This is a genomic window from Butyrivibrio sp. AE3009 (assembly GCF_000420845.1).
In the GTDB taxonomy this organism is placed as follows: Bacteria; Bacillota; Clostridia; order Lachnospirales; family Lachnospiraceae; genus Butyrivibrio.
Genome location: NZ_ATVS01000004.1, coordinates 38,554 through 56,729, shown reverse-complemented (window position 1 = coordinate 56,729; position 18,176 = coordinate 38,554). Strand labels below are relative to the sequence as shown.

The 18,176-nt window shown below is 44.5% G+C and carries 19 protein-coding genes and 1 tRNA gene; 12 read left to right on the top strand and 8 right to left on the bottom strand.

The features are described from left to right. Nucleotides 1-22 precede the first annotated feature (22 nt). On the bottom strand, nt 23-1,603 hold the full coding sequence (locus G588_RS0103400; protein ID WP_022777356.1) for a glucose-6-phosphate isomerase: 1,581 nt from the start codon (nt 1,601-1,603) through the stop codon (nt 23-25). A 228-nt stretch (nt 1,604-1,831) separates the two neighbouring features. On the opposite strand from G588_RS0103400, the gene G588_RS0103395 reads away from it, so the two are divergent. From G588_RS0103395 to G588_RS0103375, 6 genes are all read left to right on the top strand, one after another. Then, nucleotides 1,832-3,355 carry a sensor histidine kinase gene (locus G588_RS0103395; protein WP_022777355.1) on the top strand — a complete coding sequence of 508 codons (1,524 nt, stop codon included), beginning with the start codon at nt 1,832-1,834 and terminating at the stop codon, nt 3,353-3,355. Between the two features lie 28 nt (nt 3,356-3,383). Further along, on the top strand, nt 3,384-4,073 hold the full coding sequence (locus tag G588_RS0103390; RefSeq protein WP_022777354.1) for a response regulator transcription factor: 690 nt from the start codon (nt 3,384-3,386) through the stop codon (nt 4,071-4,073). Nucleotides 4,074-4,206: 133 nt separating this feature from the next. Beyond that, a complete protein-coding gene (locus G588_RS0103385) occupies nt 4,207-4,731 on the top strand; it encodes a hypothetical protein (RefSeq protein ID WP_022777353.1) in 525 nt (174 codons plus the stop codon). After that, nucleotides 4,728-4,955, top strand: a complete 228-nt coding sequence (locus tag G588_RS23505; protein ID WP_081644240.1) for an InlB B-repeat-containing protein — start codon at nt 4,728-4,730, stop codon at nt 4,953-4,955. The genes G588_RS0103385 and G588_RS23505 overlap by 4 nt, the downstream gene beginning before the upstream one ends. 23 nt (nt 4,956-4,978) lie before the next feature. After that, nucleotides 4,979-5,764: an RluA family pseudouridine synthase gene (locus G588_RS19025; protein WP_022777352.1), complete on the top strand. Its 786-nt coding sequence runs from the start codon at nt 4,979-4,981 to the stop codon at nt 5,762-5,764. A 36-nt stretch (nt 5,765-5,800) separates the two neighbouring features. Next, nucleotides 5,801-7,330 (top strand): O-antigen ligase family protein, encoded by a 1,530-nt coding sequence (locus tag G588_RS0103375; RefSeq protein WP_022777351.1) that lies wholly within the window; start codon nt 5,801-5,803, stop codon nt 7,328-7,330. A 50-nt stretch (nt 7,331-7,380) separates the two neighbouring features. Here the strand turns inward: G588_RS0103375 and G588_RS0103370 are convergent, their stop codons facing one another. The 3 genes from G588_RS0103370 to G588_RS0103360 form a co-directional block, all read right to left on the bottom strand. Further along, nucleotides 7,381-7,866 carry a hypothetical protein gene (locus tag G588_RS0103370; RefSeq protein ID WP_022777350.1) on the bottom strand — a complete coding sequence of 162 codons (486 nt, stop codon included), beginning with the start codon at nt 7,864-7,866 and terminating at the stop codon, nt 7,381-7,383. A gap of 175 nt (nt 7,867-8,041) precedes the next feature. Further along, nucleotides 8,042-9,439, bottom strand: a complete 1,398-nt coding sequence (locus G588_RS19020) for a sensor histidine kinase (protein ID WP_022777349.1) — start codon at nt 9,437-9,439, stop codon at nt 8,042-8,044. Continuing rightward, nucleotides 9,439-10,113 carry a response regulator transcription factor gene (locus G588_RS0103360; RefSeq protein ID WP_022777348.1) on the bottom strand — a complete coding sequence of 225 codons (675 nt, stop codon included), beginning with the start codon at nt 10,111-10,113 and terminating at the stop codon, nt 9,439-9,441. Before G588_RS0103360 ends, G588_RS19020 begins: the two co-directional genes overlap by 1 nt. 190 nt (nt 10,114-10,303) lie before the next feature. Between G588_RS0103360 and G588_RS19015 the strand changes: the two genes are divergently transcribed. The 4 genes from G588_RS19015 to G588_RS0103340 all read left to right on the top strand — a co-directional run bounded on the left by G588_RS19015 (nt 10,304) and on the right by G588_RS0103340 (nt 13,881). Then, the gene (locus G588_RS19015; protein ID WP_022777347.1) at nt 10,304-11,476 is read left to right on the top strand and encodes a DUF3810 domain-containing protein; all 1,173 of its coding nucleotides are present in this window, start codon (nt 10,304-10,306) and stop codon (nt 11,474-11,476) included. 103 nt (nt 11,477-11,579) lie between these two features. Continuing rightward, entirely contained in the window at nt 11,580-12,365 is a 786-nt protein-coding gene (locus G588_RS0103350; protein WP_022777346.1) for a hypothetical protein, read from the top strand. 206 nt (nt 12,366-12,571) lie between these two features. Further along, nucleotides 12,572-12,907, top strand: coding sequence for a hypothetical protein (locus G588_RS19010; protein WP_022777345.1), 336 nt, complete (start codon nt 12,572-12,574; stop codon nt 12,905-12,907). A 593-nt stretch (nt 12,908-13,500) separates the two neighbouring features. Beyond that, nucleotides 13,501-13,881 carry a hypothetical protein gene (locus G588_RS0103340; protein WP_155830731.1) on the top strand — a complete coding sequence of 127 codons (381 nt, stop codon included), beginning with the start codon at nt 13,501-13,503 and terminating at the stop codon, nt 13,879-13,881. A gap of 30 nt (nt 13,882-13,911) precedes the next feature. Here the strand turns inward: G588_RS0103340 and G588_RS0103335 are convergent, their stop codons facing one another. Continuing rightward, nucleotides 13,912-14,379: a GNAT family N-acetyltransferase gene (locus G588_RS0103335; RefSeq protein ID WP_022777343.1), complete on the bottom strand. Its 468-nt coding sequence runs from the start codon at nt 14,377-14,379 to the stop codon at nt 13,912-13,914. A 230-nt stretch (nt 14,380-14,609) separates the two neighbouring features. On the opposite strand from G588_RS0103335, the gene G588_RS0103330 reads away from it, so the two are divergent. Both G588_RS0103330 and G588_RS0103325 read left to right on the top strand, forming a co-directional pair. Further along, nucleotides 14,610-15,419, top strand: coding sequence for a MerR family transcriptional regulator (locus tag G588_RS0103330; protein ID WP_022777342.1), 810 nt, complete (start codon nt 14,610-14,612; stop codon nt 15,417-15,419). A gap of 1 nt (nt 15,420) precedes the next feature. Continuing rightward, the gene (locus G588_RS0103325) at nt 15,421-16,470 is read left to right on the top strand and encodes a hypothetical protein (RefSeq protein ID WP_022777341.1); all 1,050 of its coding nucleotides are present in this window, start codon (nt 15,421-15,423) and stop codon (nt 16,468-16,470) included. A gap of 32 nt (nt 16,471-16,502) precedes the next feature. Here G588_RS0103325 and G588_RS0103320 read toward each other — a convergent pair whose 3' ends face one another. From G588_RS0103320 to G588_RS0103310, 3 genes are all read right to left on the bottom strand, one after another. Further along, the gene (locus G588_RS0103320) at nt 16,503-16,952 is read right to left on the bottom strand and encodes a Fur family transcriptional regulator (RefSeq protein WP_022777340.1); all 450 of its coding nucleotides are present in this window, start codon (nt 16,950-16,952) and stop codon (nt 16,503-16,505) included. Between the two features lie 57 nt (nt 16,953-17,009). Then, nucleotides 17,010-17,906: a putative manganese transporter gene (locus tag G588_RS0103315; protein ID WP_022777339.1), complete on the bottom strand. Its 897-nt coding sequence runs from the start codon at nt 17,904-17,906 to the stop codon at nt 17,010-17,012. A 144-nt stretch (nt 17,907-18,050) separates the two neighbouring features. Then, a tRNA-Gly gene (locus G588_RS0103310) sits at nt 18,051-18,121 on the bottom strand. Between the last annotated feature and the right edge of the window lie 55 nt (nt 18,122-18,176).

Here is an 18,176-nt window from a genome sequence, read left to right as displayed (position 1 = left end):
TCCGGATTCAATAAATCACATATCAGATATTAAGGAGCTTACTGTACTCAGCAAGAGCACCGTCTGTCTCGTGGGCGAGAACCTTCTTGGCAAGAACCTTACCAAGCTGAACACCTTCCTGATCGAAGCTGTTGATGTTCCATACAAAGCCCTGGAACATAACCTTGTTCTCGAAGTGTGACAGAAGAGCACCAAGAGCCTCAGGTGTAAGCTCATCACCGATGATGATGCTTGAAGGTCTTCCGCCTTCGAAATTCTTATTCTTGTTATCGTCTTTTTTGCCACATGCGAAAGCAACGATCTGAGCAGCTACGTTAGCGCAGAGCTTCTGCTGGCTGGTGCTGTCCTGAATTGTTACATCGTTCTGGCACTGACTGTTCTTAAAGCCAATGAACTGAAGAGGAATAATATCTGTTCCCTGGTGAAGGAGCTGATAGAAGGAGTGCTGTCCGTTGGTTCCGGGCTCACCGAAGATGATGGGACCTGTAACGTAATTAACGGGCTCTCCGAATCTGTTAACGCTCTTACCGTTGGACTCCATGTCAAGCTGCTGAAGGTGAGCAGGGAAACGTGAAAGAGCCTGTGAGTAAGGAAGCACTGCTGTGCTGCCGTAGCCAAGAATGTTTCTCTCATATACACCGATAAGTGCATCCAGCATTGCAGGGTTCTTGAGAACATCTTTTTCTGCTGCAAGCTTGTCCTGTGCTGCTGCGCCATCAAGGAACTTAGCGAATACTTCGGGACCAAAGGCCAGTGACAGAACTGCTCCGCCAACGCCTGATGTGGAAGAATATCTTCCTCCGATATAGTCATCCATGAAGAAAGCTTCAAGGTAGTTATCACTCTTAGCAAGAGGTGATGTCTCAGAAGTTACGGCAATCATGTGCTTGTTCTGCTCAAGGCCTGCCTTCTTAAGAGCATCTGTTACGAAGGACTCATTTGTAAGAGTCTCAAGAGTTGTTCCTGATTTGGAAACCAGGATGAAGATTGAATGAGCAACGTCAACGCTGGCAAGTACTGCGGAAGCATCGTCGGGATCTACGTTGCTGATGAACTTGGCTTCCATCTTGAAGTTGCCGGTTCTCTTAGCCCAGTTTTCAAGAGCAAGATACATAGCTCTGGGACCAAGGTCTGATCCGCCGATACCGATCTGTACAACGGTTGTGAACTTCTCACCCTTAGCGTTTGTGATCTCACCGTTATGAACCTTTTTTGCAAAATCAGCAATTCTCTGCTGTTCCTTAACATAAAACTCGCGCTTGTTAATACCGTCTGCAACAACATCATTTCCGAGCTGTCCTCTTGTGAGCTGGTGAAGAACAAGGCGCTTCTCGCCGGTATTTATAACTTCGCCGTTGTAGAGAGCCTCAAACTTCTCTGCAAGCTGAGCTTCCTCTGCGAGTTTTACAAGTGAACCCAAAACCGCATCATCAACCTCTTTTGCTGCATAGTTGTAATTAAGACCTGCAGCCATGGGTACAGAGTACTTCTTAACACGTTCTGCGCCGCCGGCTCCTTCCATCACTTCCTGAAGGTTGACCTTCTTTGCGCTCTTAAGTTCATTTACAGAACCAAGAGTATCAAAATTGTTCCAATTGATCATTTTATGAATCCTCCTATTTGGCTGTGAACTGACTGATTCCACATTCGATAAAAGTTTATCAAACTCTAAATCACATATCAAGCGCTTAGACATTAAATATTACTTAAGAAAAGTTATCGATAATTCAACTATGTTAATAATTTTTATTCAAAATTTTGATAATTATAAACTCAAAATTAACAACCGTACTTTTTTTATGTTATACTTAGATTAGATGTAGGGGGCACTATGCGTTTTCGTACTAAACTCTTGATCACATCAATCGCGGTTGTAATAATACCGATTATACTGGCAGTTGGAACGTACCTTGTATTGGGAAGTTATTTGGTAGGGAAGCAGCAGACCGTAGGTTATCCCACCAACCTGGACTACGGAATGCTCTCTGATCCGGGAGGAGCCTTTTCCGAAATGACGGAGGAGGTCACCAAAGAAATTGCACTGGCACTTTTGGTTGATCCTTATGTACTTGAGAATACCACTTATCTTAGCGAGATAAACAGCAGAGTTGAAAAAAGATATGCTTTTATAATTGTTAAAAAAGGGGATGCAGTCTACTACGTAGATAACTACGAGCGGGCCAGAGACGTACTTAAGGAATTGCCCGGATACGGCACCAATGTTAACGGGATCTACTACACATCCTCAAGACGGCTTGTAAGACAGATCGATTTCCACTTTACCACGGGAGAGGAAGGCTCTCTGTATATTGTTTCCGGGCTGCGCACGGCGCTTACCACCCAGGTAATAATATATATGAGTATAGCCATCATTCTGATCCTGCTGCTTACCAGCATTTTGCTGACCATGTGGATTGGAAGGAGCTTTTTCAAACCAATTGACGAGCTCAACGTGGCCATGCAGCACATCAAGGACGGCAATTTCGACTATATGCTTCCGACGGACGTCAAGGAAAAAGGCGAGATTGGAGCCATGTACCGCAACTATGAGGACATGAGACTTCGTCTTAAGGAATCCGCGGAGGAAAAAATAGAAAGAGAGAAGCAGAACAAGGAGCTTATCAGTAATATTTCCCATGATCTGAAGACTCCTATCACTGCAATCAAGGGATATTCCCAGGGACTTATCGAGGGCGTTGCCGACAACCCCGAGAAGCAGATGAAATACATTAAGATCATTAATAGCAAGGCCAACGACATGAACAACCTTATTAATGAGCTTACACTGTATTCCAGCATTGATAACAACCGTATCCCTTACAATTTCGTCAAGCTCAACGTGGCTGACTACTTTGGAGACTGTATCGAAGAGATCGGTGCAGATCTTGAGAGCAAACAGATTGAGCTGAATTATTCGAACCTTACTACTCCGGATACACAGATCGTTGCGGATCCCGAGCAGATAAAGAGGGTAGTCAACAATATCGTCAGCAACAGCGTCAAGTACCTCAATCGAGATGACGGCAGCGGTCAGATCGACATCAGGATCCTTGATGAGCTGGATTCCATCAGAGTGGAGCTGGAGGACAACGGAAAGGGAATCGCCCAGAAAGATATTCCCAATATTTTCGACCGATTCTACAGAACGGATGCTTCCAGAAATTCCAAGCAGGGTGGCAGCGGTATAGGACTATCAATAGTTAAAAAGATCATTGAAGATCATGGCGGCTACATATGGGCTACAAGCCATGAAGGAGAAGGAACCTGCATGCACTTCGTGCTTCGTAAGTTCGTTGAGTATGCGGACAGTTCAGAGGCTGAAACAGAGGCCGTAACAGTAGACCAGGATACATAAAAAACTACAGAAAGGTAAAGATTAGTGTATGAGCAAAATTCTTATTGTTGAGGACGAAGAGGCGATTGCTGACCTTGAGAAGGATTACCTTGAGCTTAGTGACTTTGAGGTAAAAATTGAGAACACCGGAGACGCAGGTCTTGAAACCGCTCTTGCAGAGGACTTTGATCTTGTAATTCTTGACCTTATGCTTCCGGGAATGGATGGCTTTGAAGTATGTAAGCACATCAGAGAAAAGAAGGATGTACCGATCCTCATGGTTTCAGCCAAGAAGGACGACATCGACAAAATAAGAGGATTGGGCCTTGGCGCCGATGATTATATCACCAAGCCCTTCAGCCCTTCAGAACTTGTGGCCAGAGTTAAGGCTCACATGGCAAGATACTCAAGACTTGTTGGTTCAGGTCATGAGTCCAATGATTTTGTAGAGATCAGAGGCCTCAAGATCGACAAGACCGCAAGAAGAGTATACGTGGATGATCAGGAGAAGAGCTTCACAACCAAGGAGTTCGATCTTCTTACTTTCCTTGCAGAGAATCCCAATCACGTATTTACCAAGGAGGAGCTGTTCCGTAAGATCTGGAACATGGATTCCATCGGTGATATCGCAACCGTAACGGTTCATATCAAGAAGATCCGTGAGAAGATTGAGTATGATACCTCCAATCCTCAGTATATTGAGACAATCTGGGGCGTTGGATATCGCTTCAAAGTATAATGAAATATCGCAGCTTCAGTGTCTGTCATCGTTTTCGGTGACAGGCACTTTTATTTTGCAGTTGAAATAATGCTCTGCGGGCTTTAGAATTTTTCTTTGGGAGAGAGAAATAAACGCGGAGGATTAAGGCAGTATGAAAAAAAGTATGTTCTACAGGAGCCTCGGTCTTGTGCTGGCAGTGAATCTGGTAGCGCAGAGCGGTTTTGTCAGCATGGCGGCAGATAATTCAAGCTCCGGAATCTCAACCCTTGAAGAGGAAAATGTGACGGTTTCAGAAGACGAGACCATAACAGATTCCGAGGATGAAAATGTAACAGTGTTCGAAGATGAGGAAATCATCGCCATAGAGGAATCGGAAGATACGTCAGATGATGTGTCGGATGAGGCATCAGAAGTAGCCTCTTATGATGTAAGCGCCAATGACGTAGAAACTTACACCGAAGAAACAAGCACATCCATTGCTGAAGAAATCGGTGATGACACATTAGACGGCGAAGCGCAGCTTCTTGGCGGAGATGTTACTCCCAACATGAGCTGGGATTATAACGGCGGAACTCTTACCATTAAGGGTAGCGGATCCATGCCTGACTACAGCATTCATGGCGCACCCTGGGACGCCTATAGGAACTCAATTACTAAACTTCAACTTACAGAATAACCTATGACTTAAGCGGCGGAACCCTTGCCGGCCCTGTAAATTCCTATAATTCTGACAAGGCTGTCAAGCTTCCTGTCCCCAAGAAAAAGGGTTATAAGTTCACAGGCTGGGAAGTAACCGCTCCTTCAACTGTCACAGTTACTGTTAAGGGAACCACAACGACTATCGTTAAAGGCAGCAAAGGGAAAATTCATGTGAAAGCGAAATTTCAGCCTGTAAAGTGATATACAAATGGTAAAATATTCTTATGAGAGAAATTAAGTATATTTATGAAGATCATCACATAATAGCCTGCCACAAGCCTGCCGGCGTTGCCACAGAAGGGGCAAGAGTCGGCACCATGGATGTGGTAAGTAATGTCAGAAACTATCTGGCCAGGAAACATAGGGAAGCCGGAGGCAAAGACCGGGGCTTGCCCTATGTAGCCACCGTCAACCGCCTTGACCAGCCTGTAGAAGGTGTTCTTGTGCTGGCTAAGACCAAGGCAGCAGCTACCAGCCTTTCCGGGCAGATTAAGGACAAGACCACTGATAAGTATTACTATGCCCTTTGCTACGGCGACATTCCGGGAGATGAAGGGCATCTTCAAAACAACATGGCCCGGGATGACCATAATCTTAGAGCAGTTGTTCTCTCCGATAAAGAAGCAGCATCTCTGGAGGACTATTCAGTGACGCTTAAGTCCGGAGAGAAAATACCTATTATGACTCTTGGTATCAAGAACGCCGAGCTTGATTACAAGGTTATCGCCAGATCATTTATTGGTGAGAAACCGGTTACTTTACTTGAAGTTAAGCTCCTCACCGGCCGCTATCACCAGATCAGAGCGCAGCTCTCCTACCTGGGCTATCCGCTCCTCGGAGATCAGAAATACGGAAGTGATGAATCTATCGCATTTTCAAAAGAGCAGAATGTGAAGGACGTTTGCCTTGTCTGTCATAAGTTTGTCTGTGACCACCCAAAGACAGGCAAGCGGACAACCTTCGAAATTAAACCCGATAATCTGCAGATTCGCGGAATACTAAAGTTGTAATTGATATAAGGGTGTGGGATACTAGCGGGAAAATAAATGAACTTTATACAGGCAGTATACATAATAATATTGTGCGTAATTTTGCCACTATACATGCGAGACGGCTATTACAAGCTGGGCGAAGCCAAGGGCATCGCCTCTCTTTGGATTGCAAGTAGCTTCCTTATCGTAAATATAGTGGCATTACTTACCATGTCAGTGGCAAGCAAACTAAAAAAGCCAAATGGCAATGCTTCGGTTCACTTGAGCAAAACGGACACACTTTCTTTTTTCAAGCCACGAGCTTTCCTCCTTGCCTTCATCTTAACCTCCCTCCTATCCCTTGCCTTTTCCATGGACAAAAAAATCGCCTTCTTCGGCCTCGACGGCTGGCGAACCGGCTTTATGACCTGGGGATTTGCCGCGATAATTGCTCTTTTTATCTCGAAATACGGCTTTATCCCAAAGAAAAAAATAGAAGGCTACATCGCAGCTCTATGCCTCATTGTCCCGTTTCTTATGTTCCTTCTTGGAATCATCAACAGATTCGGAATCTATCCCCTTGCTGTTAACGGCAGGAACAATTCCTTCCTCGCAACTCTCGGAAACATCAACTGGTACACCGGCTATTTATCCATATTTGTGCCAATAGGGGCAGGACTCTGTTACAGGGAAAAAAGATTTTCCAAGGGCTTCTTTGCCTGCGCAGTATATGAGATTGTTGGATTTGCCACACTTTTCCTCCAGGGAAGCGAGAGCGCGCTTTTGATCGTGACAGCGGTTATGGCTCTCCTTGCATTTAACGGCTTCAGAGACAGAGAGAATTGCAAAAAATTTCTTCTGCAAATTGCAATCCTGGGAATAGGTATGGAGATAGCAGGCCTATTGTTCCTGGCTTTTCAGAACAGCTACACCTATGAAGCGAGCCTTCTCATCACCTCCTGCGCAAAGCATGTGGGATTGATTCTTGTAGCTGCAGCGGTCTGTATATACAGGCTCGGCTGTCTGTTTGATGAGATCAAAGTACCCTTTTATAAGGATGCTTATCGTATGATTCTCTGGGGACTTGTGGTTGCTACAGGCGTAGTGGCACTTCTGTTTCTTGCCAATAACCTGAGCGATGATTTCGGAAACGGAAGAGGAATTATCTGGAGACTTTCCGCAGAGGCTTTTTCCAAGGAGTCCTTTTTACAGAAGCTTATCGGTGTGGGCCAGGACTGCTATTTTACTTTCATCAGATCAGACAAAGATTTAAGCCATGCGGTTTACGAAGCTTTTGACGGATCAAGACTTACCAATGCCCACTGCGAACTTCTTACAGTACTTATTCAAACGGGATTTGTTGGAGCAGCAGCCTATCTGGGGCTTATAGTCAGCAGTGTGCTCGGACTTATGTGGGTAGCCGAAGGTCATAAGAGTGATTCTGATAATGCCAATGGCTTCGAAGGCTCCGCTATAGTCTTTGCACTTCCCATTGCAGCCTATTTCCTCAACAGCCTTGTGTCATTCTCTCAGACAACTTCAACACCGTATCTTTTCGTATGTATAGGAATCGGGATTAAGATAATTGCAGATAGTAGAAGATAATAAAAAGGTGCCTGTTCCCTGCTGCTGATGGGGACAGGCACTTGTATTAGTTATACTAAATCCGGAACCTTGATGGATTCATCAAGCTCATGGAAGAAGGTTCTTGTTTCAACAATTCCGTACAGCGCTTCCTTGTACTCAAAAAGGAAGCGGTCGTTGATGTTCTCTTCGCCGTACATATTAACACGGCCTGTGTAAGCGTTAAGCACTGAAACATAGCGCTTGTCCTGATCGAACATCTTAATGATCTCGTCTTTTCTGCGGCGCGGATGCTTGGAAGCGAATTTCCTGATGTCCAGCTGAAGGTCTACAGGAAGCTCCTTTTCGCGCTCATGCACAGCGTGGAGATACTTTTCATAGGTTTCTTCATCAATCTTTTCAAAACGATCAACAAACTCAAGACAACAAGCGTTGTCAGGAAGTTTGAGTCTTACTCGGTCTTCTGCGATCACATCCTCAATCTCTGCAACTACTTGTGGAACGAGAGGTTTCTGGTTGTAATCAAGAATAATAACTTTGTCCCCGCTTTTGTACATACGCATCCCTCCAGTCAGTAATATAATTAAGTTAAATTGTGATTTATTAATTATATCATAGAAGTTCAGTAATAATGCGTATTTTCGGACGATTATACGAAATTTATATCTAAAAAAAGTATAAACTTGTGCGAGAGTTTATACTTTTTTAATGATTAATTAAATTTACAGATAATCACTTAGCATTTCTTGCCAGCAGATTCTTGGGAAGCTGCTTCGGCAGGGTTACCACGAACCTTATGATCCTGTCGCCGTCCTTCAAGGCTTCGATGGTACCACCGTGGGAGATAGCTATGGCTCTGGCTACAGACAGGCCTATTCCGAAGCCTCCGCTTTCTCTGCTTCTTGAGGAATCTGCTCTGTAGAATCTGTCAAAAAGCTTATCAAGATTTCCCGAAGGAATACTGTCGCAGGTGTTGGAAACCTCCAGCACGATATTTTTAGCTCTGGACAGAAGGATATGAACGCTGCCCTTTTCGGAGGAGTATTTCATGGCGTTATCAAGAAGGAGAGAAGTCAGCTGGTTGATTGCATTTTTGTCTCCGGTAATATGAATCTCTTCCTCTATATCCATCCTGAAATTTTTCTCGCCGGCTTCTGCTATGGGAACAAAGCTCTCGGCGGTCTCTTTTACGGCACTGCTCATGTCAAAATCGGAGTAGACTACATGCATCACATCTTCGTCCATCCTTGAGAGTGTCAGCATATTTTTGACCAGTGAATTCATTCTCTTTATCTGATTGCGGATACTTCCGGTCCATTCGCTCTTTCCCGCTTCAAGCTCCAGAACATCCACATTTGCTGAGATAACAGCCAGCGGTGTCTTCAGTTCATGACCTGCATCAGTGATAAAGCGCTTCTGCTTCTCGAGGGACTCAACCACAGGAGCCACCGCTTTTCCCGAGAAGAGATATACCAGGATAAACATGGCAATCAGGGCAATAAGTCCTATAAGGAGCGACTGGAACAGCAACGTATAAGCATCCACCAGAGCGGTACTAAGGTCGGTAAAAACGATGATGCTATTGCCGTCCGGGGCTATCAGCTGCTGATATCTGTAGGTGTGATAGAATCCCTTGTTGTCCTTGTTCTCGTAAACAGCCTGTGCATAGCTCTGTGCAGTCTCTTCATCTATCACCGCGATATGCTGAGTGTTGGTGGTTGTAATCTCACCTGACTCATCGAACTTCACATAGAAATATCTGGTCCGGTAGGGCATTTCACGGGATCTGTTGTCGTTAAGCTTTTCAAGGGTAAAAAAGGCGTTTGGATCATTAGAGCTCGGATTTTTGGGGCCCTTTCCAATTCCACCGGGATTCTTCCTGTCTTCTTCCGGGTCATCGGGAAATCCCCCCGACTGCCCCTGACCTTCAATTATGATGCGCATGTCCGGAAATTCTCCGTCATTGTCTGTCAGCATGACCAGGAGATTGTCCGCATCAGAAACAAGCCTGTGTACATTCACCAGATTGATAAATGCAATCATGATAACGATGATCACAAGGAGTGATAGCATTGCGGTCTTGACGAATTTTCTCCGCAGCTTTTTTACCATACTGTTTTCAGCTTCCATTATTTAACCTCGTTTATTGAATAGCCAAGGCCTCTTGAGGCTTTGAGCTCACAGGTGGCTTCCAGAGAAGCCAGTTTTTTCCTGAGGTTGGAGATGTATACCCATACCACATTTACGTCGGCTTCGCCATCTGACCAGATACGGTCCATGAAGGAATCCACGGAGATTATTCTTCCGGGGCCTGTCATCAGCATTTCCATCATCTGGAATTCCCTGTTGGAAAGTCGAATCGGGTCATGGCCAGGGGTTGTCAGCTCGAAGGATACTCTGTCCAGTGAGAGGTTTCCGCAGGTCAGATTGGAGGGAGCGTATTCTTCTTTCCTTCTCAACATGGCACGGACCCTTGCAAGGAGTTCTCCCATGTCAAAGGGCTTGGGCAGATAGTCGTCGGCTCCAAGATCCAGCCCTTTTATCCTGTCGTCCACTTCTGTCTTGGCTGTGAGGAAGAGGACCGGCGTGGAGATACCTTTGGATCTCAGGTTCTTAAGGACTTCCATTCCATCCATACCGGGCATCATGATGTCCAGAATGATGCCGTCGTAGTCGCCGGTAAGGGCATAGTCCAATGCGTCGGTTCCGTTGTATACCGCATCCACGGTGTAATTGCTGTGTTTAAGTATCGCAACCAGTGCGTTTGATAATTCTTTTTCGTCATCTGCAAGTAGTAATTTCATGTATGTATTCCTTCATATTCATAAAAGATCAGCGGATTCTATTATAATTCTAACATGGTTAACCTTAAGCTAACCTAAAATTGTTCTAATATATGTATAAAATATGAACAATTTGCTTCGTTTTGGACATTTTGAGGACATAATTTCGAGGTAAAATATATTCATATCTGGGGCACTGGGGGTTACGGACATGAAAACGAAGAAGGCATTTTCATTTCCTGTTGTTATAGCACTTATTTTTTCTGTAATATTCAATCTGGTCGCATGGAAGAGTGCGACTTTTTCTGACTTCTACACCGACAACATTTTCCCGAAGATCACATCTGTATACAGCAGACTTACGAGCTTGTTACCATTTTCTTTTGGTGAGTGGCTTCTTGTTGCAGTGGTAATCTACGTTGTGGTTACAGTGGTCTTTATTCTGCTTCACACAGTTTTCCTTATAGTATTCAGGCTTATTTCAGATAAAAAAGACAATGAAGAGTCCAAGCTGACCAAGGTTAAAAAGGTACTGGATCGCATGTCGGACTTTTTTTACCATGTTACGCCAATCCTTCTTGCCATCACCTGCGTAGTCATGAGCCTTAACTGCTTTGTCCTCTATCACTGCACCAAGGTTCCAACCTATTCACCTTCTGAGGAGTACGATCTTCAGCAGCTGGCAGATCTTAGGGACTATATGGTAAAAAAGTGCAATGAACTAAGTAAGCAGATGCCCCGTGACGAGAAGGGAAATGTGGTCTACGAAGGGGATATGACAGAGACTGCCAGAGCGGCCATGAGAAACCTTTCCAAGGATTACAAGAGATTTGACGGGTACTTTGGAACTCCCAAGGAGCTGTACTTCAGCGAGTTCATGTGTCAGCAGTACATGCAGGGCTACTACTTCCCTTTTTCCATGGAAGCCAATATCAATTCCAAGATGTCGATCATGAACAAGCCCTTTACCATGTGCCATGAGCTGGCTCACACCCAAGGATATATCTACGAGGACGAGGCCAACTTCTTTGGATTCCTTGCCTGCATCAGATCCGATGACATCGTGTTCCAGTACAGTGGATATCTGGGAGTTCTTAATTATATCAACAACGATTTTTACCGTGCTGTGGACAAAAGCGTGTACAATTCCCACGTGAAGATCTCCGACAGGGTTAAGTATGACAACCAGTTCGTCACCGAGGAGGAGTGGAAGGAAGTTGAGAAAAAAGCGGTGATCAAGACCGAGACCGTCAAGAAGGCAGCAGACGTTTTTATCGACACCAACCTCAAGGTCAACGGCGTGCTGGAGGGCAAGGTCAACTACACTCAGGTCGTTGGACTTATCATGGACTATTATTATTACGGCCCGGATGGAGATTTATAAGTGCTGTGTCTGAGGGGCCTGCGAGCCTATAGATGTGATTTTCTCTCTTAAGTGTTATAATGTGCAGTGACGCATCAATACTTACAGAGATAGGATAAATATAATGAATAAGAAAAAAATCAGAACCCTTTTAGTCATGATCCTCACAGGCCTTATGCTGGTTGCCTGCAAGCCCTCCGACGAGAAGCTGGCCGAAGCCAATAACGCCAGAAATACACTGGTTGAATACAGAGGCCGCGCTGAGCAGAAGTACCTGGATCTCACCGAGGAGTCCAACAGAGGTAAGCTCGATGAGCTCTCAGCTCAGGTTGAAGAGACGCTGACCGTTGACTTTACCAAGATGAGCGACAAGAAGATCGATGAATATCTTCCGACTATAAGGACTCTTATTACCGAATATGAGGCAATTGTCGGAGTTATGGACAAGACCTACGACAGCGAGGAGGCAGAGAGGACAGAGGCCGCCAAGCATCTTGAGGTTGAGTGCTATGTTCTTAATAAGATGGGAGTTAATATCACAAGTCTTAAGCTCCATGATGTTACCACAGATACATTGTCAGATAACCTTCTTGGAGACGGCGTTGTTCTGACTGATGGATATACTCTTATGGGAGTCATGCTGCAGGTTCACGCAGATTCAAGTGCCTGGGAGCTGGTAGCTTCCGATGAGAATGGCAAAGAGTATGCTATGCCTCTTGAAGGCCTTGCCGGCATAGGCGCCGACGGAACCTCCTTAACTCTCAAGATGAACACTGAAACAGGAGAGGCAGAGGCGCAGCTTGGCTCTTATGTAAAGGAAGAGGAAACGAAAAATTCGGATGAAGGAGCAGAGGGAAGTTCAGCCTCTGAAGATGCCGCAGATTCAGCATCCAGTGGCGTTTCCGGCTGATTCTTGATGAATTTTAATTGTGCAATATGCACAACAAATTGCTGATTGGTTAATCTAAATTGCACAAGTTGATTCATGACAATTCAAAATCATAAGTATATAATCTAATTTTGTACTGAAGCAATTGACTACTTCAGACTGTGTGTCACCGGGTGGCACAGTATTCTGATCTGAGGTAGCAGTATACAAAGAGGAGATTATATATTATGAAAAAGAATATCGTAACATTACTTTCAGTTCTTACACTTTCTGCAGCAGTTCTTGCTGGTTGCGGAGAGGCAGCTGTAGAGGAGACAACTGTTGAGGAGACAGCTGTTGAGGCTACTGTAGAAGAGGCAGTTGAGGCTGCTACTGTAGAGGCAGTTGTTGAGGAGGCTGTTGAGGCAGCATCTGAGGCTACTGTTGAGGAGGCAACTGAGGATGCTTCTGCTGAGGACGCTTCTGTAGAGGAAGCTACTGAGGACGCTTCTGCTGAGGAAGCTACAACTGAGGAGGCTGTTGAGGCAGCATCTGAGGCTACATCAGAGTCAGCAAACAACTAATTCAATTAGATTCTAACATCAGGTAACTACTAACCAGTGAAAATCAATTGCTTTAGTCAGTACATATTTACGACCCCTGTCACATATGTGGCGGGGGTTTTTTGATGCTTTCAATGCCGGGAGCAATTTCCTGGCGGAGTTTTTGGCTGTGAGGACGGGAGCAATTTCCCGGCAGGTTTCTTCCTTGGCAAAAGCACTGTAAAAAAGCTTGTTTTCGTGCGCCTCCTGATTTTCATAGACTTGCTGACAAAGGAATGACTCGTACTCATGCCTATTCGTGGACAGTCGTCATTCCTTCGCCCTCTCGTCTTGAAAATCATGTCGTCGTACAAGAACTGCGCATTTTTCCAGCACTTTCACCAAGGAAGAAACCCGCCGGGAAATTGCTCCCTGTGCATCATAGGAATAAAAATCTTCGATTCATTAAATTTGCTCCCTGTGCATCGTAATAGTCAAAAGATTCCCTTCCAAAATGATTTGACAGGGTAAAATATGTCATTCATTCAATTTCAGGTGTCATTCGTCAGAAAATCATCTTTTTAAAATTCCTTGTGATATAATGGCGGAAAAAAAGGAGTAGGTTTCTAAAATATATGAGTTTTAGGAGATGCGCAGTGGTTGCTGCGGTAGCCTGCATGCTTTTGGTGGCGTGCAATGGGGCGGACAAAAAAGATGATGCGAAGATCGATTATGTTGAATTTGATGTAACCTGTGCCGGTGAGCTTATTAATGAAGCGGTATCCTTTAACTATCCGTATGTGATCCTTAATGTGGACAGAGGTGAGAAGAACGTTCTGGACAGCGAAGATAACTATCAGGTGCTGGAATGCTGCAGGAATTATAATGCAGTTTTCATAGAAACTCTTAAGAAATCACCTGCAGGTGATAGTGCTGCAATGGTAGCTAAATACAATGATACAGCTAAGGTATATACCTCAAATGTTCTCAGGGACTTTGAAGAGATATCCCAATAAAGAATTGGGAATTTTTAGAATTGGGGATTTTTATATCCCCAATTCTTTTTTCAATACTATCTTTTCTTCGGTTCTATAGTCTTCATAGAAGCCGTGTTTTAGGAAGAGGCTGATGGCGGTGTTGTCGATGGCGATGTCGTCGTACAGCACGGTAATTCCGTTTTCTTTTGCTGCGGAGCAAAGGAGTTCCAGGCCCTGTGTGCCATAGCCTTTTCCTCTGTATTTTGAGAAGATGATTACGTCCGCAACGTAGCCATCATACTCGGAATCGTAGTGATAGGCAATTTCGCCAACGAATCCGTTTTCATCTTTCAGATATCTATAGAATCTTTTGTTTTCGTGATTAACGATCCAGCAGTCATACCATCCGGCCCATCTTTCCTTGGGAAAAGGGATAGTCCCGCCCCAGGCGTGATTGTATGACATGGTCTCTTCATCAGCCATAAGGCTTTCTCTGAACCACATATCTTTCAGTGTCGGTGTAACTAATTCTAGCATTGTATATGTGCCTCCATATATTTTTTTCGTACGAGGATAATCTTAACAGAATGTAGTATCAGATAGCAATTCGAGATGATATAGTTAGTGAAGGGCCATTTTTCAAAGGCTTCAATGGTATTGGATATAGAGGCCGCAGCGTATAAGAATTTTTTATGAAAAAGATTTTTCATGATTGACCTTACACTTTACTGCAATGATATAACGGATTCAGAAAGGAGAAATGCGGTATGACAATTAAGGAATTTGCCTGTCTGTGTGGCTGTAACCCTCAGACGCTGCGATATTATGACCGTATGAATCTGCTGAAACCGGTTAAGGTAGATGAGTGGACAGGGTATCGGTATTATGAGGAAAAACAGGCTCTTGATTTTGTAAAGATCAAGAACTTGCAGACTGCAGGCTTCACCATTGAAGAAATCAGAGAGTATCTTGATGCGGACGATGAAACTATCGCGGAGGCTTTTGGCACCAAGATACAGGAGCTTGAGGATAAGCTGCAGAAAATAAAAGAAATTCGCAGGTCATATCAGCATGAAATGACCCAGATGAAAGAACGAATAGAAGAATTACGCGCGGAGATCAAAAGCCGCATGGAGGAATATGATCCAAGGGACGAGTTTGGATTGTCAAAAGAGGACTATCAAAAGACGGTTGATAGTGTTGATTCTTTCTTTGATTACATGATTGAACGAGCCGGTAAAGATGAACATCTGGACTGGATGGATGAGGAAAGCAAGGCTCCGTCAGCGGTTCAGGATTATCCGGGATTTGAAGTTGTGTATGAAAAGCATGGTTGGAGCAATGTCAGAGATTTCTATGAGGAGTTCGCTGAACTGGAGAATGGAAGGGCATATGCCCTTTTATTCAAGCTTTCCTCTAAAAAATCCAATCACACAGCCTTTGCCAACATCATTCTTAGCATGCTAATGGCCCAAAATGAGGGAAAGAGCCGTCAGATCAGGTGTGCCATGGATTTTTCTGAGGATGGGCAAAACCACTTTTGGCTGCTTGGCAGAAAAATGGGGGAGGACTGCTGATATGGGGAAGATAGATTTAGAGAAGCTGTATTATAGCGTGGCGCAAGAGATTGCAAAGGTGGATTTTTCTACGCTGTGGGAAGGTTTTATTCCTCTTAAGTTTGCTATTTATGACGATGAGAAATGTTTTTTTGATGGAAGGTATGTTGAGAAGACCATAGAGTTTTGTGCCAATACTGCTATTGAATATCAGGGCGAGAATATCGCGATTTGGAATGTGCAAGAGGAATTGCCTCCATCCGTTTTTGCATCGTTTATCATACACGAGATGTTCCATGCCTTTCAGGAAAAAGAGGGCTGGGACTGCTGGGCGGATGAGAGAGAGGCTCCGTTCAAGTACAAATACAGCGCGGAAAACCTGAGCTTGAAGCTTCGTGAGAGCAGGCTCCTGCTGGGGTTATTAGACCATTTTGACAGAGAAAAGTATGAGGAGCTTCTTGCCTGCAGGAAATATCGTAGTGAAAAGTTTCCTTATGAGTTTGGCTATGAGTGCTCTATAGAAGCAATCGAGGGCTCTGCGAACTACGTTGAATGGCAGGTGCTTGAGCAGCTTGATGGCAAGGAAGCCAAGGTCCTTACGGATTATATGAGGGAAAAAATGGTGAAGCCGGAGTATTATTTCCCTATTAGAATATGCGGATATTATACCGGGGCACTTATGATAAATGCCATGATCCAGGCGGGAGATTTACGCTACGGTGCTAAGGATCAGCCTGTAATAAGGCATATCCTTGAAGATTTGAAGCCTGTAACATCAGTGGATATGGGCGGCGAAGAGGATGTACAAAGGATTACAGAGGCTGTAGATTCCTATTTTACTGAGACCAGGACTATCATTGAAAAGGCTGTTGCAGACAATGACGTGGTAGCTACCGGGCCCTTAGAGCTTGTCAGTGTAAACATCGCAGATGCCAGATTTTATGATGGATACCTGACATCACATTTCTTTGTTAGATTCCGTGAAAACGGCGAAGATAAGCTGCTCCGTGGCAACTTTGTCCTTAAGATGAAGGATGAAAAGACCATAGATACGGTATACAGATGGGTATAAGTGAAAACATCTTGACCTGGCACCTATAATAATTACTGGCAGTCTCTGCAATAGCCGTAGACTTCCAACTGGTGGCCTGTGATGCGAAAATCAGGGAGGGTCTGGTTAACCTCCTCCGATATTATATGCATAGGGCAGGCCTGTATAGGGAACTTTTTATGGCAGGACAGGCATATTGCATAGTGCTTGTGGGTGCCAAGGGAAAGTTCGTAGATTGCATTGTCCTCAGTGGAGAGGACACTTTTGGTTACGATTCCTGCTTTTTCGAAGGCCAGGAGCGTTCTGTAAATGGTTGAAAAAGCATATTGCTCCTTCGATGTGTCAGCCAGAAGCTGATTGTATATCTCAGCCGCTGACAGCGGTGTCTCAGAGGCATGAAGGATCTTGAAGATGTCGATTCTCTGCTTGGTCTTCTTAAAGCCCTCAGGCCAGAACTTATCTATTATTTCATCATAGTGCTCGTGATGTATCTTGCAGTTCATATTTCCTCCGGTTTTTGGGCGGTTGTGAGTCAAAGGGGACGGTTCTTTGATGTATCCTTATAATTTAATTCCTATCAAGTCCAGCAAAAGTCCAACTACAGTACCAACAACAAATAACAATATAGTAATGTTGATATTCTGTTTCTTGTCGTCATTTACTCTGAACAGCACCAGCAGTCCGATTCCGGCTCCCACCAGCAGTCCGCTCATCATAGTACCGAAGGTGATCATCTGATCAAGATACAGAGTAGAGATGATAACTGAAGCTGCGCAGTTCGGGATAAGTCCGATGATTCCAGCCAGGATATGGCTGATCACAGGGCTTGTCTTGAGCATTGCTGAAAGGTTCTCTGAGCCGATCAGCTCGATAGCAGCATTAAGTATTAATGAAAGTACAAGCACGAACAGGAAAATGTGCATCGTATGAACAAATGCAGACTTAACGATTCCAAGAGGCCCCTCGTGGTCATCTTCCTCGCAGCGGCAGTGCTCTTTTTCACAGAGAGCTTCAATGTTGACGGGATCGTTAAGGGATCTGCCCTTGATCTTGTGGTAGTAGTGAACCACTGCATCGATAACAAAGCCTGCGATAATACCGATCACAGCCTTCACAGCCAGAATCTTGATCATGGTTCTCACAGGAAACTGCTCAGATATGAAAAGCGGGATCATCTCATCTGAAGTTGACAGATATATGGCGATCAGTGTTCCCAGAGTTATGACTCTTCCTGCATAGAGATTGGAAGCTGCTGCAGAGAAGCCGCACTGAGGGAAGATTCCGATAAGACCGCCCCAGAGAGGACCGAAGTGCTCGGTCTTCTGGACAATGTCCTGGGTGAAATCCTGGGTTTTGTGCTCCAGATATTCCATAATTAGATATGTAATAAAAAGGAAGGGTAGTATCTTAACGGAGTCGATGACGCCGTCTTTTACAATGTCGATAAGTAATTCCATAATTATCTCCTTGGTGTAGGTATAGTTATGCCACGGATTGCTCCGCGCAAGACTTTCTGACCCTGGCATAAATGCAAATGCGAACCATTCGCATTTAGAATTTTTGCAAAAAAACAGGATAGCTCATGACTATCCTTGTTGTAGAGCGGGTGATGGGAATCGAACCCACGTATCTAGCTTGGAAGGCTAGTGTTCTACCATTGAACTACACCCGCACGGTACTGACAAGAATATATATTACTTAACTTTAAGTGGTATGTCAAGCACTTT